23 protein-coding genes are annotated in these 23,794 nt (G+C 59.2%); 11 read left to right on the forward strand and 12 right to left on the reverse strand.

Annotated elements, in window-relative coordinates; all coding sequences use genetic code 11:
• Nucleotides 1–660: 660 nt before the first annotated feature.
• The 7 genes from WBG04_RS18625 to WBG04_RS18655 form a co-directional block, all read right to left on the reverse strand.
• Nucleotides 661–972 carry a hypothetical protein gene (locus tag WBG04_RS18625; protein WP_424316222.1) on the reverse strand — a complete coding sequence of 104 codons (312 nt, stop codon included), beginning with the start codon at nt 970–972 and terminating at the stop codon, nt 661–663.
• Between the two features lie 148 nt (nt 973–1,120).
• Entirely contained in the window at nt 1,121–1,471 is a 351-nt protein-coding gene (locus tag WBG04_RS18630; protein ID WP_424316223.1) for a DUF805 domain-containing protein, read from the reverse strand.
• A gap of 154 nt (nt 1,472–1,625) precedes the next feature.
• Complete coding sequence (locus tag WBG04_RS18635; RefSeq protein WP_424316224.1) at nt 1,626–1,937, reverse strand: hypothetical protein; 312 nt, start codon at nt 1,935–1,937, stop codon at nt 1,626–1,628.
• Nucleotides 1,938–1,997: 60 nt separating this feature from the next.
• Nucleotides 1,998–2,498, reverse strand: a complete 501-nt coding sequence (locus WBG04_RS18640) for a hypothetical protein (RefSeq protein ID WP_424316225.1) — start codon at nt 2,496–2,498, stop codon at nt 1,998–2,000.
• A 104-nt stretch (nt 2,499–2,602) separates the two neighbouring features.
• Complete coding sequence (locus WBG04_RS18645) at nt 2,603–4,276, reverse strand: serine hydroxymethyltransferase (RefSeq protein ID WP_424316226.1); 1,674 nt, start codon at nt 4,274–4,276, stop codon at nt 2,603–2,605.
• A 116-nt stretch (nt 4,277–4,392) separates the two neighbouring features.
• Nucleotides 4,393–4,827 (reverse strand): low molecular weight protein arginine phosphatase, encoded by a 435-nt coding sequence (locus tag WBG04_RS18650; protein ID WP_424316227.1) that lies wholly within the window; start codon nt 4,825–4,827, stop codon nt 4,393–4,395.
• Nucleotides 4,828–4,937: 110 nt separating this feature from the next.
• Nucleotides 4,938–7,058 (reverse strand): RecQ family ATP-dependent DNA helicase, encoded by a 2,121-nt coding sequence (locus WBG04_RS18655; RefSeq protein ID WP_424316228.1) that lies wholly within the window; start codon nt 7,056–7,058, stop codon nt 4,938–4,940.
• Nucleotides 7,059–7,245: 187 nt separating this feature from the next.
• Here WBG04_RS18655 and WBG04_RS18660 point away from each other — a divergent pair, with 187 nt between their 5' ends.
• The 5 genes from WBG04_RS18660 to WBG04_RS18680 all read left to right on the forward strand — a co-directional run bounded on the left by WBG04_RS18660 (nt 7,246) and on the right by WBG04_RS18680 (nt 14,406).
• Nucleotides 7,246–8,202: a PmoA family protein gene (locus WBG04_RS18660; RefSeq protein WP_424316229.1), complete on the forward strand. Its 957-nt coding sequence runs from the start codon at nt 7,246–7,248 to the stop codon at nt 8,200–8,202.
• Between the two features lie 213 nt (nt 8,203–8,415).
• Nucleotides 8,416–9,744, forward strand: coding sequence for a sugar porter family MFS transporter (locus WBG04_RS18665; protein ID WP_424316230.1), 1,329 nt, complete (start codon nt 8,416–8,418; stop codon nt 9,742–9,744).
• 341 nt (nt 9,745–10,085) lie between these two features.
• Nucleotides 10,086–11,369: a tyrosine-type recombinase/integrase gene (locus WBG04_RS18670; RefSeq protein WP_424316231.1), complete on the forward strand. Its 1,284-nt coding sequence runs from the start codon at nt 10,086–10,088 to the stop codon at nt 11,367–11,369.
• A gap of 367 nt (nt 11,370–11,736) precedes the next feature.
• Nucleotides 11,737–12,933: a hypothetical protein gene (locus tag WBG04_RS18675; protein ID WP_424316232.1), complete on the forward strand. Its 1,197-nt coding sequence runs from the start codon at nt 11,737–11,739 to the stop codon at nt 12,931–12,933.
• Between the two features lie 150 nt (nt 12,934–13,083).
• Nucleotides 13,084–14,406 carry a hypothetical protein gene (locus WBG04_RS18680; RefSeq protein ID WP_424316233.1) on the forward strand — a complete coding sequence of 441 codons (1,323 nt, stop codon included), beginning with the start codon at nt 13,084–13,086 and terminating at the stop codon, nt 14,404–14,406.
• 10 nt (nt 14,407–14,416) lie between these two features.
• Here WBG04_RS18680 and dndA read toward each other — a convergent pair whose 3' ends face one another.
• From dndA to WBG04_RS18705, 5 genes are all read right to left on the reverse strand, one after another.
• Entirely contained in the window at nt 14,417–15,580 is a 1,164-nt protein-coding gene (gene dndA / locus WBG04_RS18685) for a cysteine desulfurase DndA (protein WP_424316234.1), read from the reverse strand.
• Nucleotides 15,581–15,731: 151 nt separating this feature from the next.
• Nucleotides 15,732–16,061 (reverse strand): YegP family protein, encoded by a 330-nt coding sequence (locus tag WBG04_RS18690; protein WP_424316235.1) that lies wholly within the window; start codon nt 16,059–16,061, stop codon nt 15,732–15,734.
• Between the two features lie 1,119 nt (nt 16,062–17,180).
• Nucleotides 17,181–17,666 (reverse strand): DUF2809 domain-containing protein, encoded by a 486-nt coding sequence (locus WBG04_RS18695; RefSeq protein WP_424316236.1) that lies wholly within the window; start codon nt 17,664–17,666, stop codon nt 17,181–17,183.
• Nucleotides 17,667–17,744: 78 nt separating this feature from the next.
• Nucleotides 17,745–18,254, reverse strand: coding sequence for a hypothetical protein (locus WBG04_RS18700; RefSeq protein WP_424316237.1), 510 nt, complete (start codon nt 18,252–18,254; stop codon nt 17,745–17,747).
• A gap of 4 nt (nt 18,255–18,258) precedes the next feature.
• On the reverse strand, nt 18,259–18,840 hold the full coding sequence (locus tag WBG04_RS18705) for a hypothetical protein (protein WP_424316238.1): 582 nt from the start codon (nt 18,838–18,840) through the stop codon (nt 18,259–18,261).
• 112 nt (nt 18,841–18,952) lie between these two features.
• Between WBG04_RS18705 and WBG04_RS18710 the strand changes: the two genes are divergently transcribed.
• From WBG04_RS18710 to WBG04_RS18735, 6 genes are all read left to right on the forward strand, one after another.
• Nucleotides 18,953–19,699 carry a hypothetical protein gene (locus tag WBG04_RS18710; protein WP_424316239.1) on the forward strand — a complete coding sequence of 249 codons (747 nt, stop codon included), beginning with the start codon at nt 18,953–18,955 and terminating at the stop codon, nt 19,697–19,699.
• Nucleotides 19,699–20,775, forward strand: coding sequence for a tetratricopeptide repeat protein (locus WBG04_RS18715; RefSeq protein WP_424316240.1), 1,077 nt, complete (start codon nt 19,699–19,701; stop codon nt 20,773–20,775). The genes WBG04_RS18710 and WBG04_RS18715 overlap by 1 nt, the downstream gene beginning before the upstream one ends.
• A 102-nt stretch (nt 20,776–20,877) precedes the next feature.
• Nucleotides 20,878–21,198 (forward strand): hypothetical protein, encoded by a 321-nt coding sequence (locus tag WBG04_RS18720; RefSeq protein WP_424316241.1) that lies wholly within the window; start codon nt 20,878–20,880, stop codon nt 21,196–21,198.
• Complete coding sequence (locus WBG04_RS18725) at nt 21,195–21,866, forward strand: vWA domain-containing protein (RefSeq protein WP_424316242.1); 672 nt, start codon at nt 21,195–21,197, stop codon at nt 21,864–21,866. Before WBG04_RS18720 ends, WBG04_RS18725 begins: the two co-directional genes overlap by 4 nt.
• A gap of 78 nt (nt 21,867–21,944) precedes the next feature.
• Nucleotides 21,945–23,447 (forward strand): DUF2779 domain-containing protein, encoded by a 1,503-nt coding sequence (locus WBG04_RS18730; RefSeq protein WP_424316243.1) that lies wholly within the window; start codon nt 21,945–21,947, stop codon nt 23,445–23,447.
• Between the two features lie 73 nt (nt 23,448–23,520).
• A complete protein-coding gene (locus WBG04_RS18735; RefSeq protein WP_424316244.1) occupies nt 23,521–23,748 on the forward strand; it encodes a hypothetical protein in 228 nt (75 codons plus the stop codon).
• Nucleotides 23,749–23,794: the final 46 nt, after the last annotated feature.

Raw genomic sequence — 23,794 nt, forward strand, 5'->3', positions numbered from 1 at the left:
CTCCAACACAACCGCTGATAGGCGTCGCTGTCTCACGCCTTGTTCGGCTTGCCGGTGTTGCCTAGGAGGTCCGAAGTTCCCTCCGAGCCAGCAGCACTACCGGCAAATATCAATAGGTTAGAGTGGCCTCATTGATTCGGAATGTCCGGCCCATCATCAATGCGAGTTGTCGTCCTAGAATCTCGATCCACTCTCGTCTCTCTTCCCATGCGTGAACGAACCCGCCCATCCTCAGAGGCTCACTATCCCAGTGTAGTTCAAGGAACCCGTTTCCATCTCTCGCATCCTTTACGGGTTGAAGAATGACTTCAGAGGATCGGTCTAGGTGAATCCAGTCCGAACCAAGCGGGCTTTGAATTCCAGCGAGCCCAAGTCGACGGTCTATAACTGCAACCAGAAGGTCCGATCCGTCGTGCCTCCCATCCTTCATTCCTGCCAAGATGCCGAGCGACTCGGGCAAGACTCTAGGGGTTGAAATGCAGATAGAGTTCCCGCGGTCGGATGGAAGGGCTAGAGAGAACGAATCCATTTTTTGCCGAACGTCGATGGTGAGGCGATCCCGGTAACCGAATCGGGAAGGCTACGGACAGCCAAGCAGCTTCCGAAGCTGGCGGCAAGAACGTAACAAAGCCGCTGAAAGGGGTCGCCTCAACCGCCTTGTTAGGTGTTCTTGATTCTTGCGCTATCGGCGGCCATGCGAAGGCAGGTGAACGTGCAATACTCGTCTGAAGGTGGTCTGGAATCGGCCTCTGCGCCAGCGAGCCATGTGTCTAGGCGATCATCCCACGAATCAAGGAATTCGATCAACTCGGTCCGTTCGTGGTCAGTGAGGCTTTCGACCATCTCCTCGCGGTAAATGTCGTCACCAACGCCATACCTCTCTGCGAGTGGAGCCAACGAATGGAATTCTTCGGGAACTTTACTGAGATCCAGTTTCGGCGGTATTGCCGCAGGGTCATCGAAGGTCTTCATTTCTTCACCTAACGATTGAGCTGAGGCGATCCCGGTGACCTCACCGGGAAGGCTGCGAACATCCAATCAGCTTCCGAAGCTGGCGGCAAGAACGCAACAAAACCGCTGATAGGGGTCGCCCTCCAGCGCCTTGTTCTCCGATTGTTGTTTAGACCGGTATGGCGACGGAGCTCTCAGAAGAGGAACGACCTGGGATAAAGCCACACTCGATAATCAGCCAGATAAGTCCGGCAACAGGGACTAGGCCGATCAACAATAACCAACCTGAGCGCCCCCGATCTCGAAGCCTTCGCAGCGATACCGCAACCGTGAGCCACAGAACAACCGTCACCAAGACCAGCAACGATACAAGCATGGGCGGTTGCAACGAACCCTCATCAAGTGCCGGAATGATCAGGGATAAGATTAGGCATTGGGCAACGAACTCGGAGACTAGCGTGACGATCCACCACTCAGAACGTGAGGCGTCACCTTTTGGTGAGAATAGCTTCGTGATCATAGTATTTTCTGGAGAACGTCAGAGAACAGGCGATCCCGACCCATATGGCGGGGCTCCGATTCTCGTTGCCGGATGTAAGCACCAAAACCGTATCGTAACAAGGCCGCTGAGAGGGGTCGCCTGATTCGGCTTGTTCGGCTTGTTTGTCGTCTTCTTACGAGCGTGCAGCAATATAGGCAATAAGCGCGAGCGCAGGGGCAACTCCTGAAATCAGGACGAGGGACAAAATCGGCGTAAATTCCTCTGTCGGATCAATCATGACCCTTCCCGCAATCAGAAGCGACATGAGGCCAGCTCCGCCGACTGAGTAGAACCACACCCAGACCATCCAATCCGGGAGTCCACTGTTCACCTTCCCGTAGCCAACCGTCCAACTTAGTAGCTGGGCGATCCATGCTATCGTCGTCAGCGAAAGAATCAAAATCGACGCCGCGCGCAATACAGGGCGATCTGCGAGGAGTTTCATTTCTGCCGAACGTTTGAGGAATGGCGCGGCGATGAGAAGCTTCGAATTCAACAAAGCGGCTTATTCGCCGTCGCCATGTCCGTCTTGTTCGGCTGCTTTTTGTTCTTGTTCTAGAAGCTGTAGTGCGACCCGAAGTTCATCGATCGAGCCGGGAAACGGAGCGATTCGGGGGTACATCACACCAAGTTCGGGGTCGTCCACACTATTGAAGCACCAAGCTACTTCGCCTAAGCTTTCGGGCTCGAAGGGCTGGACCCTGCCCTTGGTGTTTGGTGGGTGGATCGTCTTGAACCAGAAAACGGCTATCCGCTCTGGCGGCTCGTACCCCGAAGGAACTTTGATGAAATCCTCTAGGCTGATTTCCGCCCAATAGAGTTCTCTGGTAGGATTTACTTCGGACGGGAGGTCCTTTGAGAACCCGGCGATTCTCTTCCAATTCGTTATTTTCCCAGTAGCGATGGTGTCGTTGACCTCCGCATATGCTCGAACAGTAAAGTCAATCTCGGCTCCAACTAGAGCCGTAGAGCAAAGGGAGAGGGTCAGTATCCATAGCGATTTCATGGCACGGTGTGAAAAGGGGGTCAGTCAAGGTTTTTAACCCTATTCTTGTGGCGGTGCAGGCGAAACCCAGAGGTAGCTTAAACCCGGCGCTCCATCTCCAGAACTCAAACCGGCATCGGGAAGGCGCGCATGAATTCGTGCACGCGGTCGCGCAGGGCGTGAAGCTTGGCTTCATCCCCGACCGATTGAAGCGCTTCATTGATGAAGTCGGCCACTTGTTGGATGTCGGATTCCTTCATCCCGCGAGTCGTCACCGCCGGCGTTCCAATTCGAATGCCGCTTGGCTTCATCGGGGTGCCTGTGTCGAAGGGAATCGAATTCTTGTTCACCGTGATCCCCGCTTCATCGAGAGTCGTCGAAGCCACGGAACCATTCAGGTCCTTCGAACGCAGGTCGACCATCAGCACATGGTTGTCCGAACCACCGGACACCACCCGGAAGCCGTGCTCCGTGAGGCGTGTGGCCATCGCCTGCGAGTTCTTCACGACCTGCTTCTGATAGCCCTTGAATTCGTCCTTGAGCGCCTCACCAAAGCAAATGGCCTTGGCGGCAATCACATGCATCAGCGGTCCACCCTGAATGCCCGGGAAAACCTGCGAGTCGATCTTCTTCGCGAATTCCTCCTTGCAGAGAATGATGCCACCACGCGGTCCGCGCAGCGACTTGTGGGTCGTCGACGTGACGAAATCCGCGTGAGGAAACGGACTCGGATGCACCCCGGCCGCCACCAGTCCGGCAATGTGCGCCATGTCGACGAAGAGATAGGCGCCCACTTCACGAGCGATCTCACCCATTCTTTCGAAATCAATGACCCTCGAGTAGGCGCTGGCCCCACAAGTGATCAAAGCCGGCTTGGTCTCGCGGGCAAGTTCGGCAAGGTGATCATAATCGATCCGCTCATCTTCCTGAGACACCCCGTAGTGGGTGACCTCATAGAATTTTCCGGAGAAGTTCGCCTTGTGGCCATGGGTCAGGTGACCTCCATGGGCCAGGTCCATCGTCAAAATCCTGTCACCCGGCTTGAGCACCGAGAAATACACGGCGGTATTCGCCTGCGATCCGGAGTGCGGCTGCACGTTCGCATGATCGGCCCCAAAGAGCTCCTTCGCCCGCTCGATCGCGATCCGTTCGATCACGTCGACATTCTCACAACCCCCATACCAGCGTCGACCGGGATAGCCTTCGGCATACTTGTTCGTCAGCACCGAACCCTGCGCCTCCATCACTGCGGGAGATGCGAAATTCTCAGAGGCGATCAGCTCGATGTTGAAACGCTGGCGCTTCTCCTCGTCCACGATCGCCGCATAGATATCGGGGTCGGTTTCCGCGATGCGCGACCCTGAGGCTTTGCACACCCGACGCTCGTGGCGTCCACCTTCGAATGCGGTCGCCAAAAAGGCGTCCACCATCTCGAGCGCGGTCGCCTCATCGGTCGCCTTGCCACTCAAACACAGCACGTTGGCATCGTTGTGCGAACGGGTGATGATCGTTTCGTCAACGGTCCTCACGTTCGCGGCCCGCACGTGCGCGTGTCGATTCGCTGCCATGCAGACACCGACGCCCGAAGTGCAGCACAAAATGCCGAACTCATGGGTGAAATCCGCAACCGCACGGCCAACGAGGTTGGCGAAGTCCGGATAGTCGACCGACTCCCTGCCATGGGTTCCGAAATCCGTAACCTGATAGCCCGCCGCCTTCAAATGGGCGACGATGGCTTCTTTCAGGTCCACTCCGCCGTGATCGGCTCCAAGGGCGATTCGAAGGTCTTTCTTACTCATGAAATCAGAATGAAGGGGGCGGAAGGGAAATGGCGGTGGAACACCGATGTTCCAAGTGAAAAGTGCCCGCGCGAGTGCGATTCCATCGGATCAACCAATTCGCCCATTTCCGGACTCTAATCACCACGCTCCCCCTGCCAGGTCTGGTCGATGAAGGCGATGATGGTGGGAATCGCATGGTCGAGCGTCTTCGCGACATCTTCGTAGGCCCGTTTTCCCATGCCAATCGGATCCGGCACATCGCAGGCCAGCCCCTTTCCGGGAACCTCGGCGAACTCGCAAGCGAGGTAGAACTTGTCCTCGTGATCGGGAAAAAGGGAGCTCAAGGCCTGCAAATGGCCCGCCGTCATTGCGAAAACGTGGGTCGCCTGATCGATCAGTTCCTCGCTGACCGGCTGACTCTCAAATCCCTCCAGCTCCACACCGCGGGACTTGAGCAAAACCCGGGTCTCCTGGCTCACCGGCGATCCCGGATAGGCGGCCACTCCAGCTGAGGCCACGGTGAAATCATCCCGATCCGCGATCGCCTTCCGAAAAAGACCCTCAGCCATCGGGCTACGGCAGGTGTTTCCCGTGCAGACAAAGAGAACCGATTTGCTCGCCGACATCGTGCCTACCTTGTTCGGGATGCAGCGGCCGGTCAAGCGGCAGCCTTCGCCGATCAAGCCCGGCTCTTCTTCCAGACCAGAATCACATCCAGAAACGGCCGCAAATACCGCTGTGCCTTCGCCTCGCCGATGCCCGGAACCGCGAGCCCTTCCTCGAGAGTCGCCGGCTGATATCGCGCCAGCGCCTCCAGGGTCCGGTTGTTGAAAACCACATACGCGGGAACACTCTCCGCCTTGGCCAACTTCGCCCGCAGGTCCCGCATCATGCTGAAAAGCTGCGGATCGAAGCCCTGATCATCGAGCCCCTCGACGACCGCCGGACCTCCTTCATTTCTGGAAGGCCAGACGAGTCGGTAGGACTTCGAGCCCTGCATCACCTTGTCACCGCGGTCACTGAGGGTCAGCAGCGGGTACTCACCGGTCTCGACTCGCAGCAATCCACCATCCGTCATCGCCCGGAAGAGCCCGTTGAGGTAACCGGTCCCCTGCTCTTTCAGAATGCCGTAGGTGCTCAGCTGGTCGAGTTTGGCAGCGATCACTTCCTGCGAACGACTGCCCGTCAGCATCATCACGATCTTCCCCCGGCCGAAGCAGCCTTCCCATCCGGCCGAGGTCCTGCGCGACATCCGCGCCACCCCCGCGAGGGCCTTGCGCACGATCAGGTGCTCCTCATCCGTGGCGACCCGGGTACTTCCGCCATCGTCGCAGCAGACATCGCAACTGCCGCAGACATCCGCGTTTTCCTCACCGAAGTATTCGAGAATCCACTGCTGGCGGCAGGCACGGGCGTAACACATCTCGACCATCGCCTTGAGCTTTTCCCGATCTCGGCGGTCCTTCTCTTCGAGCGCCGCCTCGTCCAACTCCAGACCTGACGCCGAAACCTGAGGCTTTTTCAAACGCGTTCCCCGCATCCGCTTTCCGGGAATATCGAAGCGCTCGATGTATCCGGCCCGAGCCAAGGCCGCCACGGCACTGCTCACCGACATCGAATTCTTCAATCCCACTCCTTCGGCAATGTCGTCAATACTACGATGAACCTCGTAGTCATCATCCGCCTCATCCAGGAAATACTGGTAGACATCGCGAATGGCCTGGGCCCCGGGGTTTGCCCCATCGATGAAGAATTCCTGCGTCCGGGTATCCGCGTAGTTGTAGAGCAATTCGCACACCGCCGCTTCCCCGTCCCTCCCGGCACGTCCCGCCTCCTGATAGTAGGCTTCGATACTACCAGGGATCTCGTAGTGGATGACAAAACGCACGTCCGCCCGATCGATCCCCATCCCAAAGGCATTCGTCGCCACCGCCACATCCGCCTTTCGCTGAAGGAAGACATTCTGCGCCCGCTCACGTTCCTGGTCACTCATTCCTCCGTGGTAGGCGATCGCCTTCATCCCCCACGCCGCCAGGGTCTCACTCACCTCGTCCACCTTCTTACGCGTCGCACAGTAGACGATCCCCGTCTTGTGCTCCTTCACGATCGCCTTCACCCGCTCGAGCTTCTGTGCCTTCTTCTCCACCGCAGTGATCGCCAAGGAGAGATTGGGCCGCGAAAACCCACTCACCACTTCGAAAGGATCGCGCAGACGAAGCACCTTCATGATGTCCTCCCGCACCATCGGCGTGGCGGTCGCCGTCAAGGCCACGCATTGAGGATGCCCGATCATTTCCAGCGACTTTCCAAGCCGCATGTAATCCGGTCGGAAATCATGTCCCCACTGGCTCAGACAGTGCGCTTCATCGACCGCGAAAAGCGAGACCTCGATCCCTTCGAGAGCCCGAAGAAACGACTCCGCACGAAACCGCTCGGGAGCCACATAGACCAGCTTGTATTTGCCCGAGCGCATTCCATTCAAGCGCTCCTTCTGCTCCTCCCACGGCACGGTCGAATTGATCACCGTCGCCGCGATTCCCTTGGCCTCCAGCGCATCAACCTGATCCTTCATCAAGGCAATCAGCGGCGAGATCACCAGCGTCACTCCTTCAAAACAAAGCGCCGGCAATTGGTAGCACAGCGACTTGCCGCCACCGGTCGGCATCACCACCAGACCATCGCGCCCACTGGTGATCTGATCGATCACCACGTCCTGACCATCGAGGAAGGCACGGTGCCCGAAATGCTTCTCAAGTGCCTCCAACGGCGTCTGGACCAACTTCTTGCTCACAACGGCCATAATTTCTCCTGTTCAAATGAACTTTTTTCTCCAAAGCGTCAAGCCAAGCCGGAGCATTCCGGACACGGAGCCCAAGCAGCTCCGAGACTGATGACAGCAACGGAGCAACCAAACATCCACGAATGGGTGATTGCCACCAAGTTCTTTCGATGGTTAATGCTCACTCCCATTTCGACGACCTCTTCTCATGAAACATCTCCGCACGGCTTTCCTCCTCCTCACGATTTCGCCACTCAGCGCCCAGATCGTCCTCACCGAGACCAACGACCGCCTGCGGGTCGAGATTGATGGCGAGCTTTTCACCGAATATCGCAGCGATCGGAAAGTCCCCTGCCTCTATCCGATCATCAGCCCGACCGGAGCCGGCTTGACCCGGAACTTCCCCTTCGACGACTCCATTCCGGGCGAAGAACACGACCACCCCCACCACGTCTCCGTGTGGTTCACCCACGGCCTCGTCAATGGCGTCGATTTCTGGGCCCAGCATCTGAAGAGAAAGGGGGAAATCGTCCACAAGAGCTTCGGTCCCCGCAGCACCCAATCCAGCTCGGCCAACGGACTCCCCTCACACACCGCCACCTTCTCCGTGAATCTCTCATGGGAGGAAGGCGACACCGTCCATCTCACCGAGACGCGCACTTACACCATCACCGCTCGTGGGGACACCCGCCTCATCGACGTGGAGTCGGTCCTCACCGGAGTGGATGGCGACGTCGTCTTCGGCGATACCAAGGAGGGTACCGCCGCCATCCGCGTCGCTCCGACCATGCGCCTGAAAGGCAAGGTCGGCAAAGGCTCGATCCTCAACAGCAATGGCGAACGCGATGGAGATGCCTGGGGAAAGCGCGCGGCCTGGGTCGCCTACTCGGGGCCTGATCCCGAGGGGAAAGCGGCCGTCATCGCGATGTTCGATCACCCCTCCAACCTGCGCCACCCCACCTGGTGGCATGCCAGAGATTACGGCCTCCTTGCGGCCAATCCCTTCGGCCGGCACGACTTCGAAAAGAAGAAAGACAAACACCTCGGGGACCACATCCTCAAACAAGGCGACACCCTCACCTTCAACTACCGCATGCTTTTCCATCAAGGTGACTTGAAATCCGCCAAACTCGCCGAAGAGTGGCAGAGCTATTCGGGCCAGTAACCGAAAGACAGAATCGCGGATTAAGGAGGAGTTCGTATTGATGTTGGCTGCCCTACGAGCGGAGGCCGAACCCCTGCAAGATTCACCTTCCCTCGATCACCCACTGGAATGACAGCTTCCTTGCATTTCAGAATTCTGTAGGCTCGAATTTTTGGTCACACCGATCTCTTCGGAGTTCCAGATCACCGCTCTAATTTCTACCCTACTCCTACCATGCAACGGCGACTTTTCTTCTGGGCATTGACCGCCTCTCTGGCCGGTTTCCTCTTTGGCTTCGACACCGTGGTGATCTCCGGAGCCGAGCAGACGATTCAGGAACTCTGGAACCTCAGCCCGGCAACCCACGGCTGGGCCATGAGCATGGCTCTCTGGGGAACGGTGCTCGGTTCGCTCATCGGCGCATGGCCCACCGACAAGTTCGGACGCAAAGGAACCCTGCTGTGGATCGGTATCCTCTATCTGATCTCAGCGGTGTGGTCGGGCCTGGCGACTGACGCCTATTCGTTCATGGTCGCCCGCTTCATCGGCGGCCTTGGCGTCGGCATTTCCACCGTGGCGGCCCCGCTCTTCATTGCTGAAATCTCCCCGGCAAAATACCGCGGTCGCCTCGCCGGGATGTTCCAGTTCAACATCGTCTTCGGCATCCTCATTGCATTCATCTCCAACAACCTGCTCGCCGGTCTCGGGGACAACGCCTGGCGCTGGATGCTGGGCATCGAAGCGGTGCCCGCACTGATCTACAGCCTGATGTGCTTCGGCCTCCCCGAAAGCCCCCGCTGGCTCATTGGTCGCCGGGATGATCGTGCCGCCGGTGCCAGGGTCTTGCAAATGATCCACCCGGAGGCCTCGGATACCGAGATTGAGGCCAAGGTGGAAGAGATCAGCACGGTCTCGCACCAAGCATCCAGCACCGGGGGTTTCTGGAGTAGCGGTCTAAAGGCCCCGATCCTGCTCGCCTTCCTCATCGCCTTTTTCAATCAACTCTCCGGGATCAACGCCATCCTCTACTTCGCCCCGCGCATTTTCGAAATGACCGGACTCGGTGAAAAGGCCGCGCTGCTCCAGTCGGTTGGAATCGGTATCACCAATCTCATCTTCACTTTCGTCGGTCTCTGGCTCATCGACCGACTCGGCCGCCGCACCCTGCTTTACATCGGCTCCTTCGGCTACATCGCCTCGCTCGGACTTTGCGCCTGGGCTTTCCACAGCGGGAACTTCGCCATCGTGCCCGCCTGCATCTTCGCCTTCATCGCCGCCCACGCCGTCGGTCAGGGCGCCGTGATCTGGGTCTTCATCTCCGAGATCTTCCCCAACCGCCACCGCGCCCAGGGACAGTCTCTGGGAAGTTTCACTCACTGGATTTTCGCCGCCCTGCTGACGCTGTTCTTCCCATCGATGGTCACGGCATTCTCGCCAGCCGTCGTCTTCCTTTTCTTCGCCTTCATGATGGTACTGCAACTGGTGTGGGTGAAGGTCATGGTGCCTGAGACCAAGGGTCGCCCTCTCGAAGACATCGAACACCAACTTGGAAAGGGCCGGTGAAACCAAGCAACCGACCCTCTCCCCAAACTTTGGTGCACAGCCCTGATTGACCCAAAAATCACTAGAACCAGGAGGCACCTTGCAAAAAGCCTGGAGCCGCTGGTCGGAATCGAACCGACGACCTATTCATTACGAAGGGAAGCGCGTTTTACTTTAAAAAACTTACAATCAATTACTTACGATTTCGCCACTAAAGAAATTCTTGGCGGTTGCCAAAAAGGTTGCCAAGAAAGCTCATGCCTAAACCTGAAAATGTAGTCCGCTTTAAAGCTACCGCCTTCACAAACCGGTCAGGCAGCACATCGTGGCGCGTTACCGGAACTAAGCCTGACGGAACTCGAGTGCGTCAAAATTACCCCAACAAGCTACAAGCAATACAAGCGGTTGCCGACCTTGAGGAGGAAGCGGCGGGCCAGACCGATGTCCGGCGAGCTTTGAGAACATCTCTGAGTTCAGCCGAACTTGCCGACGCTGAGGCTGCTGCCGAGCAGGCTAATGGGCTTAAGCTTTCGCAAATCGTCTCCCACTACCTCAACCTGCAAGCAAGAGCTCGAGCGAAAGGCCTTACCCTCGACGAAGGCATGGCTTTCCTTGAAGCCCGTTACCGGGCGGAAACGAAAGAGATCACGATTCTGAATGCCAAAGACGAGTTTCTCGCCAGTCGAATCAAGATCTCAAAGTCGACACTGCGGAACTACGAAGGGAGTCTACGGCTCCTCCTTCGTCCGGATCCAAATAAGTTTGTTCACTCCTTCTCGGTGAGCGACATCGAGAAGGCCACCAGCAGCTACGAAAATTTGAGTTCGCTAAAGACCCACCGTCGAATCTTCTCCGTCTTCTTTCATTGGGCGGAAAGACATCACTACTGCCTAGAGGATCCCTGCAGGCGACTCGACAAGCTTCCCCAGGACTTGAGTCAGATCTCGATCCTGTCCCTGGCCGAGGTTCGGAAGTTACTTAGCTCAGCAATACAGTACCAGGACGGAGTCTCAGCCGCAGTGGTGGCAATAGGACTTTTCGCGGGCCTGCGCCCCAGTGAAATCGAGGATCTGAAGCCAGAAGATGTCACCACAGACCGGATCCGGGTGTCAGGCGGCAAACTGCGTCGCAAGCTCAAGCGAACGGTGCCGGTCTCACCGGTGTTGTCAGCCTGGCTGGAGAAGTATCCATTCTCTGGTCTGCCCCAAGGCTGGGACTACAAAATGAAGGTGCTCAAAAAGGGTACCGGGGCGAAGAATTGGGTGCAGGACATCATCAGGCACACTTCCATCTCGTTCCAGACGGAGCGAGACAAGAACGAGGCACTCACCGCCTACAACTGCGGCACTTCCATCCAGATGATGAACCGGCACTACAGAGACTCCGTTGACGACGAAAAGCTGGTCAAGGAGTTCTGGAACCTCACCCCGGAGAAGATCCGCAAGGCCAAGCTAAAGGTAAAGCTACCGACAAGTCAAAGGGTCGACTGGCCGCCGAAGGCCAAGCTCAAGAAACTCGTCTGGCAAAAGCCACTCGTCCATGCCGCCAAGGATCTCGGCGTCTCAGATGTGGCGCTGAAAAAGCACTGCGTGAGGCTCGGCATCGAGCTGCCGCCCCGAGGCTACTGGCTGAAGAATCAACCGTAGCACTGCACGAGTTACGGATATGGATGAGGGGGAGTTGGGATCGCATTAAAAATTTGAAGTTTTTTCCCTGAGCCGGTTGCAAACGCTAACCTTTGGGAATATAACTTCTTTGGGGATGGTAATCCGTCTCAAAGGGTGGTGTTTCGGCCGCCTACTGTGGAAGCCCCGAAAGGGCAAACGGACAACTGGCGAAGCAACGAGGGCGATGATGCCCCCAGCGCTAAGCCGCCGTCGAAACTCGAAAGGCAGCGACCCGATAATGGCGCTGGGCCCTTGGGTTTTGGTTGGGCTTCCCACGACCTGATTCTGGGTTCCGCTCCCTCATTCCCGCACGCCCTGCTACCAGTTTCGGTCGCTCATCAAAGAAATGAGCAACACGAATAATAACAGTCAGGGTGGCGCATGCGTCACTAAAACCACCACCATCAACGTGAAGACGGTCATAGTAGGCCGACTCCCAACCACAGACGAAGTGAGGACGGTCATAGTAGGCCGACTCCCAACCACCACCATCAACAAGAAGCCGGTCATCTTGCGTCCCAACGCGAGGACCGTTTTGAACCTGAAGAGCAAGGGATTTGCCGAGAAACTCCTGTGCGACGGTATCACGCTCAACCCGGGCGACGCCTGCGCTTACAGTTGCGCGTACTGTTACGTCGGAGCCCAGATGATCAAGGTCGACCGGCCTCATCTCGATTCCCTCAATGCCGAGCGCCGCGCCCGCGGGAAAAGCGAGCTGGGATTTGAGGATGTCGTCATTCGGCGTCCGGACCCAGTCGGACTGCTGCGCAAGCAGTTGTTCAGCAAGAACGGCCAGCCGAAGTTCCCGGACCCGGAGGACAACCGCGTCGTCTATGGATCCACGCTGGTCGATGTGGCCGCGACGATGGAGTTGCTGCGGGAAACCGCCGCACTCTGCAACATGATCCTCGACAGCACCGCGTGGCAGATCCGGCTGCTCTCGAAGAGCAACCTACTCCATCGCCTGTTCAAGGACGACCTGATTCCAGAGCGGCACCGGCACCGGATGATCCTCGGTTTCTCCACCGGAACGCTCGACGACAACGTGGCCGGCGCGATCGAAGCCGGCACCGCGAAGGTATCCAAGCGTCTGGAGTCACTCCACTGGCTCCAAGACAACGGCTACCGCACGTTTGCGATGATCTGTCCGAGCCTTCCCCAGCCGGATGGTGACTACGAGCGCTTCTCCCGGGCGATCTGCGAGGCGGTCCGGATCGACCGTTGCGAGCATGTCTGGGCCGAGGTGATCAACCTCCGCGGGAAGTCGCTGGTCCGCACCTTGGCAGGACTGCATCAGGCTGGCCTCCAGCGGGAAGCCGAGGCGTTGTGCGCAGTGATGGGACCCGGCAACAAGTTCCAGTGGGAGCAGTATGCTCGGGACACGTTCCTCGCCCACACCCGCCACATACCGGCGGAGAAGCTCCGGTTCCTCCAGTATATCGACGGAGCCACCGCGGACTGGTGGTCCCAGCACCAGGAAGATGGAGCGGTTCTGCTCGGCAAGGCAGCCGAGAATAGGAACCTGACTGCCGTTGCAGGCTGATCATCACATTGAGGGAGGGGCTGAAGTCAGTTCTTCAGCCCCTCCCCATACTCACACGCAGAATACCTACAGCTCACACATTTCAGGTTTCGTTCTCGGTCCCTGAATTTCAACAGTTATAACCACTACAACTACCCACACCCAAGAACCATGCTCGACCAATGCACCATCACCGTTCCAAACGGCCCCCTCGTGAAGCCTGAGATCTTCACCGACGAAAACTTCGAGATCGACGGCTGGCTCCAGTTCCACGCCGTCTTGAACAACAACCACCGCCAGTGGCACAAGGACGGTCCCATCCGCACCGGCAAGTGGAAATTCGACCTGTTCGGCGATCGTGTTCTCCGCTTTCGCACCACACACGTGGGCACGCGCAAGGACCCATGCCGGCAGGTCATCGACCAAATCGAACTCAACCTCGCCAAAATCGCCCACGGCCACAACGCCATTCCCATCTCGCATGAACGGGAACTCTGCGGCCTGCTGATCCTCGTACGCCATGTCCTCAGTGGTGTGCTCGTGGACCCGACGAAAGCCTCAACTCTGATCCCCGGATTGGTAAAAAACAGCGGCACCCACTGGAGCAAGATCGAGATCGGCACCCACATCGAGGATCCAGGCAAGACCCTCTTCAGACTAATGCGCCGGATGCGGTCAACGAGGGCTCGCAACTTGGAGTTTCTGAAGAACACCGTCCGACTGAACGGGACCAACGTCATGATGAAGGTCTACGACAAGACCGCCGCGATGATCGCCAAGAAGCACGGAAAGAAAAACCTCCGTCCCTCGACCAACCATCCCATCACGCGCCTGGAGCTTGAGCTGACCAACAATAAGACAACCTCGCTGTTGCCCCTTCCCGACGGGACGCCGGCCTTGATCCGAAAAGATGACGGCAAGTTGTTCCTTGAGGGTTTCACTCTTGAGCATCTAAAGCTGACCCACCGTGACTACTTCTCGGACATCAAAGGAATCTTCCACGCTGGGAAGAAGCCGGGAGACGGTGAGCAAGCAGGACTGGCATCGCTATTGGCGGCCGTACACCTACGCTCGGAAATGCCGGTCGACGACCTACTCGATCTTTACGTCGAACTTGGCATGAGGGACCGGAAGAAGCCGCGAACCGAAGAGGAAGAAAAGGAAGCTCGTCAACGAGCCCGGCGTGACATGCGGGCACGGATCGAGTTATTCCTCGAAGCGAGTAGCAGCGTCACCGCAGAAGAACTGCTGTCGGATGATGCCTACCGGAGACAGCCGATCATCGCCGTGGAAGGGGCCTACGGCGTTGGCGACATGTACATTCACAAGCACAAGATAGACTCCATCTGGGAGTTCGCACACGACCCCCATGCCGATCGGCGGATCAACGAAGTCTACATGGTCAAAAATCCCACACATTTCGATCCGATTACTGAATTCACATGGTGGTCGTATACCGTGCCTACTAAACCAAAGAAGCACCGCGGACAGTAGGCCAAGCAGCCTACCGTGCACCAGCGCCCCTTCTGTCCTGCATACTTCTGATCCGTGCCGCCACTCCGTCCCAATCCACCTCCGGTGTCAGATGGCACCAACTGAAGCGCAGCGCCTCGTTGGCCTCGTCCTCGTTGTAACCCATTGCAAGCATCACATGGCTTGGCGTGTAGCTGGTCGAGGTGCACGCTGAGCCGTTAGATGCCGCCACCAGATCCTTCAGCGCGACAATCAAAGCCTCCGAGTCGATCCCCGGCACGGCGAAGTTCAACACGTGGTCAAGCGTGTGCTCCGAGTCGCCGTGGATGCGGATGCCAAGCGGCTCCAACGCTGCCAGTGCGGCCAACTTGATCTTCCGACAGGCTGCCGCTCTCGCCCCGTGCTCCTTCACCGCCATCTCGGCGGCCTTCCCAAGCGTGGCGACCAGCGCCACCGGCAGCGTCCCCGCCCGCAGTCCTCCCTCTTGTCCACCGCCGAAAACCAGAGGCCGCAGCGGCACCTTACAGTAACGCCGCCGACGCATGACCAGTGCCCCGACCCCCTTCGGCCCGTAGATCTTGTGCCCGCTGATACTGATCAGGTCGAGCCGGTGGTTCCTCAGCGTCTCCACGTCCTTGCCGAACCCCTGGGCGGCGTCGGTGTGCAGAAACGCTGGGTGGCCGTCGAGGAGTTCCGCGATGTCCCCAAGCGGCTGCAGCACACCGGTCTCATTGTTCACGTGCATCACGGAGACGAGCAAAGTATCAGCCCTAACCGCCGCCGCCACGTCGTCCGGATCCACTCGCCCAGATCGCCCCACCCCCACCCGCGTCACCTCGAAGCCTCGCCGCTCCAGCTCCTCCGCCGGCTCCAGCACCGCCTTGTGCTCTATGGTGGTGGTCACGACATGCCGGCGGTCCTCCTTCTCGCCATAGGCCGCCAGCCCGAGGATCGCCAGGTTGTTGCTCTCGGTCGCCCCGCTGGTGAAGATCACCTCGTCGCGCTTGAATCCAACCACCGCAGCCACCCGGCCCCGTGCTTCCCGCACCGCCTCCTTCGCCCGGGCCCCGTAGTCGTGCGTCCGGCTACCCGCGTTGCCATACTCGGTCTCGTGGTGGAGGCGCAGGCACTCCGCCACCGCCGGCTCGATCGGAGTGGTGGCGTTGCAATCAAGATAGACGGGAGTCGGGGACATGCGTGCTGCCAAGGGCTCGGCGACTTATCGCCAATGTCCGGTCGTTGATCCACCCGCAATCGGAGATGCCGAGGGCCTGACACGCGAAATTCTCGCTCCGGCCCCCCTGACTGACCGCCTGCCGCCTCAGAAAGGCGCACAGGGGATCGCCTCAGGTGAGGTCCTTCACCTCGGTGCTCGGGCTGTTCGACTTCACCGACTCGATCCCGTTGTCCCGGGCGGCCGCGGATTCATACATCTCGCTGGTGCCGATGATCTGGCCGTTGGATGCCTTGAGGACGAAATACGGCTGATCTGATTTGGCGGTCTTGCGCTCGAAGTTCCCTTCGTCGCCCCCGTGCTTCCGGACCGACTCGATGCCGTTCTCCGCCGCAGCTTTACTCTCATAGGTTTGGCTGGTGAGAATGACCTGGTGATTCGCAGCCTTGAGGTTGAACGAGTGCTTCACCCCCCTCTTCAGTTCGTAGTATCCTATTGCCATGGTTGCAGGCTATGGGGCGACCGCAGGTGATGTCCAGTCCTCCAACAGCCTCACCGAGCCCCTTGTGAGCCCCTTGTGAGCCCCTTGTGAGCGCCGCCCGACTACCAGCCTACCGCCCATGATCCGTCGGATAGTTCTCGTCCCCTTCCCGGTTGCGGCCGCCGAAGCACTAAGGCTACAGACTTCCCGGGACTGGATTGGACGGCTCCCACTAACCAACTCATGCGTGAAACCGGGTTGTGTCGACCGGTGATTTACCGTTTGACGAAGGCAGCCGGGGTCGATCCGCAGTCGAAAGCAGTGACGAGGAAAAATCCTCGGAGAGGTAGTTAGGTACGCCAACATCGAAAAAAAGCGTACGCCATCATCGAAAACCGAAAGCCATCATCGAAACGTACGCCATACGCCAACATCGAAGACCCTCGGGCTTGTGCTTCGATGGCGTCTTGTAAGTCATTCATACGCCGGGAGTTACGAGACGCCATCATCGAAAATCCCCTCCTACGTGGGAAGGAAGAAAATACCTCAAGATCGCGCACGCGTATATGTAGAGAAAGGTTTTCGATGATGGCGCATTGTAAGTCACTCATAATACGTCGGTTGTAGAAGACCATCGAAGCACAAGCCCGAGGGTTTTCGATGTTGGCGTATGGCGTACGACTTTGGTGTAACTTCACACCCGGATCACGCTACACCCGGAAATGACAAGCGCCGATCCCGGTGAAGGGATCGGCGCTCGCATGGCTTGTGAGGAAGACCGGTAAAGAAAACCGTACACAATGCGACTCGTGTGACCACTGGCACTCGCTGACGCACTGGAGGCGACGAAGGTCACAACAAGGCCGCCCATCAGCACCCAGGGCTCTGAGGCAGCCTCTTTGGACCGCACTGGCGACTCCTAAACTGCCTCCACCATCACCTTCCAGCACGTCGCCCGAATCGTCCCCCGATCCTCAGGCGACTGGACCCCTCCAATCCAGAAACATTCGCTCCGGCCCCACTAGTGGCCTTGAGACGTGCCGGGAGACGTTGGGCCTGGCCCTTAGGCGGAATGAACAGTGGACGCGTGAAAACGCCGCACAGAGGATCGGGCGACAATCCGCATGACACCTCGCCTCCTCACCCTCCCGTCACCTGCCTCCGGCTACGGGCCACCATCACCAACTCCGTCAGCCACCCGGCGCCGACTCCCACGGTGTAGCAGATGAGGTCGCTCCACAGGAACCCGTGACCAAGCACGAGCGCACCAACCCGCGTGTCCCTCACCGCGTTGATCCACCCAGCCTGATAGAGCTGGCTGAACTCGATCGCGAAGGCCAGCGCCAGAGTCGCCACGGCAATCACCCCGGGCCACGTCCTCGGGAAAGCGAAGCCGAGCACGAGGAACAGCGTGAGTGCCCACAGCGTGTCCCCGGCGTAGGTGGCGACGAAGGCGGGCAGGTGGACGGCCAGGGACGACCGCGAGGCGAGCCCGGCGGCGATGGTGATCACGATCAAGACTCCATACAGCAGCCGACTCCGGCGATGGGTTCGTTTCGGGCGGGCTTCCATGGCGAGAGTCTGGCAGGAAGTTCGGCAGCCGGTATGCGGGCGGCGTGAAATCACGGTGAAGTCTCGCCCAGCAAACGTTACCGATCGGTAACACTTCCGGCAGCCAGTTCGGTCAGGACGGGAGCTGCGGTGTCACTCCGGCGGCGGAGCATCGTAGGGCAGCCCGTAGTAGCGGAAGATGTCGCCGCTCCGTTGGTAAATGTCCGTCTCGCTCATCCCGGCCCGTTCCATCATCATGTTCAGCGGCACGAAGTTCCGCTGGATAAAGTGCAGCAGTTCCATCGGGTCATACTGCACCGCAGCCTTCGGTTCACCGAGACGCTTGAAGCCCTCCAGATTCGGCAGCAGGCACATCGTCATCATCTTCAGGGTCTCGGTCTCCAGATCGCAGAAGTAGAACCAGTAGGGCCAGAGCTCGTGGAAGTGGGCGTAGAACTTTCGGATCTCCGGGATGGCGTAGACTTCCTCCGGCACGTCGTCCCAGCCCTCGACGAAAAATTGAAAGGTTCCCATCAGCTCCGCCAGCTCCGGACCCTCGGGTAGCACGCCGATACCGTAGTGCTTCAGGAAGTGCGCGAGCTTCCGCTGTCGCACCTGCTGCTCGCGGAAGACCACCACAATTCCCTGATCACTCTTCTCCATGGTCTCAGTTCATCGACGGGTCGAAACCCCGGTTCTCAATCCGCATGCCGAGCAGCTCAAGTTGCCTGCGTGCCATCTCCACATCGGACGAGGCCGGTCTGTGTTTTGGCATCAGCTGAGAAAAGCGTCCCTCACCTTCGCCGTATTCAAGCGCCCCACTGTCACCGAGGCCGGCAAAGCCACCAGCGTCGTGGCGGATGATGGGAATGAGGCGGGTGGCGGCATGAATGGCGTCTTCCAACAACACCGCTACCATCTCTCGGCGGTCGGGCGATTCCGAAGGTGCCACGCTCGTGTCAAGATGCCCGGAGGCATCCGGCAGACTCACCCACGACTCGACAACCATGACCAACGCCCGCGCCCGGCAGGCTACCGCGAACAGCCGTGCCACTTCCGCGAACCGGTCCTTGGCCTCATCATCGACCAGCTCGGTCGGCATGCAGAAAATGTAACCATCGTCAGTGTCGGCAATCACTGTCGACGGCACCGAGCCGGTGGTCCGCAGCATGTGCAGCGCATAGTCCTGCGCCTGATCCGCCAGCCTTTCGAGTCGCTCCGGATCACTTTGTTTTCGGCTGCGCTTCACGGGCCCACGCTACCTCCTGTCCCGAACGTATGGCCAGCGAATCCCAACGGTGCTTGCGTGGGCGTTCACACGTTGCCAGCCTCGCCCCGGCGTCCCAAGACGCCGACGCCGCATGCCATTTTCTCCCGAAGTCCAGCAGCTCATCGAACAGGTCGAGCAGACGTCCGGCCTCCCGGTGCACGTCGCCGAGGAGCCGAGCATGAGCATGCGTGCCACGGTGGTGGCAGCGCGGGGCGGAGCGCCAGCCCACCTGATACGCTTCAAACCAGGCATCCTCAATCCCGACTACCTTGTCGCCAGTCAGCTCCTGTTCCTACTCCGCCGACTTACCTTGCCTCCAGCCGAACGCTGGGACCTTGCAGGCACTCCGTCCGAGCAGGATGTCGCCATCAAGGTCCTCGGCCTCGACGTGTTCCCTGTCGACTTCGCCCGTAAAATGGTCGGGCAGGTCTCCAACCAAATGCGCAGCTTCCCCGTCGGCTTTCGGGTGGACGCCACCATTCGCGACGACTTCCCCGGCCTCGCTCAACAGCAGCACGACGAAATCCTCACCCAACTCGCTGAGATGGAAAAGGCACTCGCCCCCGAGTTCCGAGGAAAGTTCCCACGCGGCATCGTCGACGCCAACACCACGATGAACGCGGCCTTCGCCATCCACTGGGCAGGCGTCCACGACGAGCCACGCTACGCGATCCCCTTTGAGGCCCTCGGCTACCGCGACCGGGCCGAGGAACTCCTTTCCGCCCTCGAGGTGGTGGATGATGCCCCTTCCTCCGACCAGGACCTCGTCATTTGCTGGGCCTCCACCCTCGGGCTCACCGGCAGCTTCCATTTCCACACCGAACCGCGAAACGACTGATGGCCGATATCCCGCACGACATCCGCTTCGCCCTGACCGAGTTCGACCGCTCCCAACTCCCGGAGCCGCAACGCGAACTCCACGGCGAGGCGTTCCAAGAAGCCGTCCGCGAATACTTCACCAAACGCTTCCAGCCATACGGCGGTGCCGCCCATATCGCCGTCAGCGAGGAACTCGTCATCCTCCGTTGGACGGGGAAAGCGGAACCAGCGCCGCTCGCGAGCCAGGCAGCCGACCAACTCCGCGAGGGAGACACCGACAAGGGCATCGCACTCCTGCGGGTCGCCCTCCAGCGCGATCCCAACGATCCCGACGCCCTCTACAACCTTGGCATGGCCCTCGGTGACCGGGGCGAGGCGAACGAGGCCATCCGTCTCCTCCATCAACTCACGACCTCTCACCCGCACTACCCCGGTGCAAACGTCGCACTCGGCGTCGCCAATGCACGGGCCGGAAAGTGGGACGATGCCATCGCTGCCTTCCGGGTGGCGCTGGAACGTGATGCTCACGACGGCCTCGCCCGCAAGAACCTTGGTGCCGCCCTTGCTCAAATGGATCTGCTTGAGGAAGCCTTGGAGCATCTCAAGGCTGCGGTGGTTCTTTTGCAGGACGATCCAGAAGCTTGGCTGAACCTTGGCATGGCCCTCGAACAAACCGGCGTGACGGCCGAAGCCGAGACCGCCTACCGACGCGTCATCGCACTCGACAAGACCGGCTCACTGGCCGAACGCGCCGAGCAGCGCCTCACCCGGATTTCCTCCGAACGCTTCACCGGCGAAGACAGCGGCGAACTCCGCGAGGATGCCGTCGCTCATCTGGTCGATGCCCTGAAGCGCTTCGCCAGCATGACCGACGGCCAGGTCCGCGACCTCACCTTCGAGATCGCCATGCTCGGCTCCAAGGGCCTCTCCATCCGCAGCCGCGAGCCCGTCCACACCCTGCGCAACCTACCCGGGAAGTTCTCCGGCTTGGAGTTGCTGTGCCTCGAATACGCCGGCTTCCAGCGCATCGACCCATCCGTGGACATCGGCATCGACCTATCGGCGGAGTATGCGGAGGCTGAGCGGCGGGCGTAAGGGGCGAGGCAAGTGCTGGCAGTGACCAAGAGATCGTCACTCTCCCTCTGTCATTTTCCCTCCCCCCACAGATGTCCGACCCCGGCAGACTAGGATGGAAACATGAGCGAGATCCACAAGGGCGACCGCGTTGTCTGCATTGACGCCACCCCAATCCCCATCAGCCCCAACGGGCTATCTGGCACTGACTTTACCTTCCCCGGTGGGTTTATCGCCGAAGGTGATGTCTACTTCGTCTCCACCGTCGCCAAAGACTATCGGGGCGGCCAAACCCTGCGGCTCGTCGGCCATCCCGTGCTGGCCTGTGGCAGAGAGGTGCATTGGAACGGTCTCCGATTCCGCAAGCTCTCCGCGCACACCGCGATTCAGCAGGCTGAAAAAGCCATCCAAGCTCAACCAAACATCCCAGTCCCCATATCATGAACAAGCACCTCACCGAAATCGCCTACATCCTCGACCGCTCCGGATCCATGAACGACATGGTCGAACCGGCCATCGCCGGCTTCAATCAGTTCCTCGGCGAACAACGCAGAGCACCGGGCTCCGCGCGTTTCACGCTCGTCCTGTTCGACGATGAATACCTGGTTCCTTGCAGCAGCCTACCCATTGGGGAAGTCCCCGAACTCGATACCAGTACCTATGTCCCGCGAAGCATGACGGCTCTGCTGGATGCCATTGGACGCACCATCACGGACATCGGTAAACGTCTGGCCACGACACCAGAACCCGACCGTCCCGGCCAGGTGATCGTCGCCATCTTCACCGACGGTCTGGAGAACGCATCCACCGACTACGACCTGAAAAAGATCAACGCGATGATCACCCACCAGCGGGAGCACTACAGCTGGGAGTTTCTTTTCCTCGGTGCGACCCAAGACGCCATCGCTACTGCGGCGAAGATGGGAATCTCCCGGTCAAACGCCTCGGCAGTAGAATACTCGAGGGTCGGAATTCATACTTCTTCCACGAGCTTCTCCAGAAAGATGTCAGCTCTACGGAACCACTCCGCCACGGGCGAAAAGTCGGCAGACTATTCTGCCCCGATGGAAGATATCGTGAAGGATGAGGAAAAGCAGATGGAGGAGAAGTGAACTCATAGAAAATTCTCCCCTTCGCCCAAGAACTCCTTCCGTCTTTCCAGTGGGTTATTAGTGTCCGTCCGTTCCCCCATGCGCCAGCTCTCGAAGTCCAAAATCATCGCCTTCCGCCAGTGCCCCAAGCGCCTCTGGTTGGAACTCCACAAGCCCGAGCTGCGCGATGACTCCGGAAGCGAGCTGGTCTTCGCGATTGGCAATCAGGTCGGTGACGTCGCCCGTCAAATCTACGACAGCACAGGTGACGGCAAGCTCATCGACATCAACGCGATTGGCTGGGACGCCGCTTACTCGGAAACCAGCGCCTGGCTGGCCAGCACACCGGCTCCCCTATTCGAGGCCGCCCTTCGCATCGACGGTGCCCTGGCCCTCGCTGATGTCATGCTTCCCGAGTCAGGCGAAAACGGTCTCCGCTGGCACATGCTTGAAGTGAAGTCTTCCACAAGCGTGAAGGACTACCATCGTGAGGATCTGGCTGTGCAAACCTACATCGCCACCACGGCCGGCGTTGATCTGGCGAGCTCCTCACTTGCCCACGTCGACAACACCTTCGTCTATCCCGGCGGTGGCGACTACCGAGGCCTGCTCAAAGCCGTCGACCTTACCGCCGAGTCCCAGGCCATGGCTGGCGACGTCGCTAACTGGATCCGCGAGGCGCAAGAGGTCGCAGCCCTATCCGCCGAGCCCGAAATCGAAACCGGCCCGCAATGCTCCACTCCCTTTGACTGCCCATTCCGCCAACACTGCGACCGCGACAAGCCCACCATCGACTTCCCTCTGAGCTCGCTCCATCGCGTCGGAGCCAAGAAGCGCGATGAGTTGGAAGGTATGGGCTATGACGATCTCCGGGAAATTCCCGCCGACATGCTTTCATCCGTCAACCGGATGATCAAACGGCAATCGATTGCTGGCGAAGCTTGGTTCGATGCCGAGGGTGCCGCCGCCGACCTCGCCCCGCACACCGGCACCGCCTACTTCCTCGACTTCGAGACCATCAGCTTTGGCGTTCCCATCTGGAAAGGCACCCGCCCCTACCAGCAACTCCCCTTCCAATTCAGTCTCCACATCGTTGCCCCGGATGGAAAAATGGAACACCGGGAGTTCCTCGACCTCTCCGGCGATGACCCCAGCGAAGCTTTCGCTCGGGCGCTAATCGATTACTGCGGCAAGACCGGCCCGGTCTTCGTCTACAATGCCGGCTTCGAGAACGGAGTGATGCGAGGCTTAGCCAAACGCTTTCCGCTCCTCGGCCCCGACCTTCACGCGATCATCGCCCGAGTCGTCGATCTGCTCCCCATCGCCAGAAACCGCTACTACCACCCCGATCAACACGGCAGCTGGAGCATCAAAGCGGTCCTCCCCACAGTCTGCCCGGACCTCGCCTACGATGACCTCGACGGCGTGCAGCACGGCCAGGCCGCCCAGCAGGCATTCCTCGAAGCCATGGCTCCGGAGACTACCGCTGAGCGAAAGACCGAGATCGCGCGACAGCTCCTCTCCTACTGCGAGCTAGACACTTTCGCGATGGTCCGGCTGTGGGACTTCTTCAGAGGTTCCGAACGAACCGCTCCCAGCTAGGAACAAAATCGAGAGCTCCCCCCACACTTGTCCCACCCTCTGGGTAACAATCCCTCATCTTACCCTCACACCCATGGACTTTCTCGACGATGACCTCTTCTCGGATGACGATGTGTTTCACTTCTTCATCGACGACTGGAAAGACGAAAATCCCGAGGACGACGCTCCAAAAACAGACATCACCGACACTGAGACCCTTTGCCATTGGGGCCACTTGTTCGAACGTCTTCCAAAACCGACTGACTTTCCCCCTCTCCCGCCACTCAACGATCCTTCAGACAGCTCCCGCTTTTCGAGCTAATCGTCGACGGATATTCTTCACATGAGTGTTAGAATCCGAAAGAGTT

It is taken from the genome of Haloferula sp. (assembly GCF_049672945.1).
Taxonomy (GTDB): domain Bacteria; phylum Verrucomicrobiota; class Verrucomicrobiia; order Verrucomicrobiales; family Akkermansiaceae; genus Haloferula.